This window comes from Lysinibacillus sp. GbtcB16 (genome assembly GCF_019091145.1).
Classification (GTDB): Bacteria; Bacillota; Bacilli; order Bacillales_A; family Planococcaceae; genus Lysinibacillus; species Lysinibacillus fusiformis.
This window is the reverse complement of the sequence record NZ_JAGXJV010000557.1, coordinates 1-260: the sequence shown is the minus strand read 5'-3', so window position 1 is coordinate 260 and position 260 is coordinate 1. Positions and strand designations below refer to the sequence as shown.

The following is a 260-nucleotide window of genomic DNA, read 5'->3' as shown; positions in this document are numbered from 1 at the left end:
ATAGCGCCACTACGCGGCGTAAAAATAAAACATATCCATTTTTCCCTTTTGCAATCGCTCTAGAGATAAAGATATAGAATCCCACACCAAATAAGAATGAGAAGATTGAGAAGAAACGACCTTCTACAAATAAGTATAAAAACCTTTGATAACTAGCATCCACTGTGTTAGGATCTGGAATTTTAATGTTAAGTAGTGCAAGAATATTTACTAAAGTAATCCCCAGTAATGCAAAGCCACGAATGTAATCTAATTCATCG

General features: G+C 34.6%; 1 pseudogene. It reads right to left on the bottom strand.

Annotated features, from left to right (window positions below):
- Window positions 1-260, bottom strand: a pseudogene (locus KVT27_RS25230) (DUF418 domain-containing protein); the annotation flags it as partial.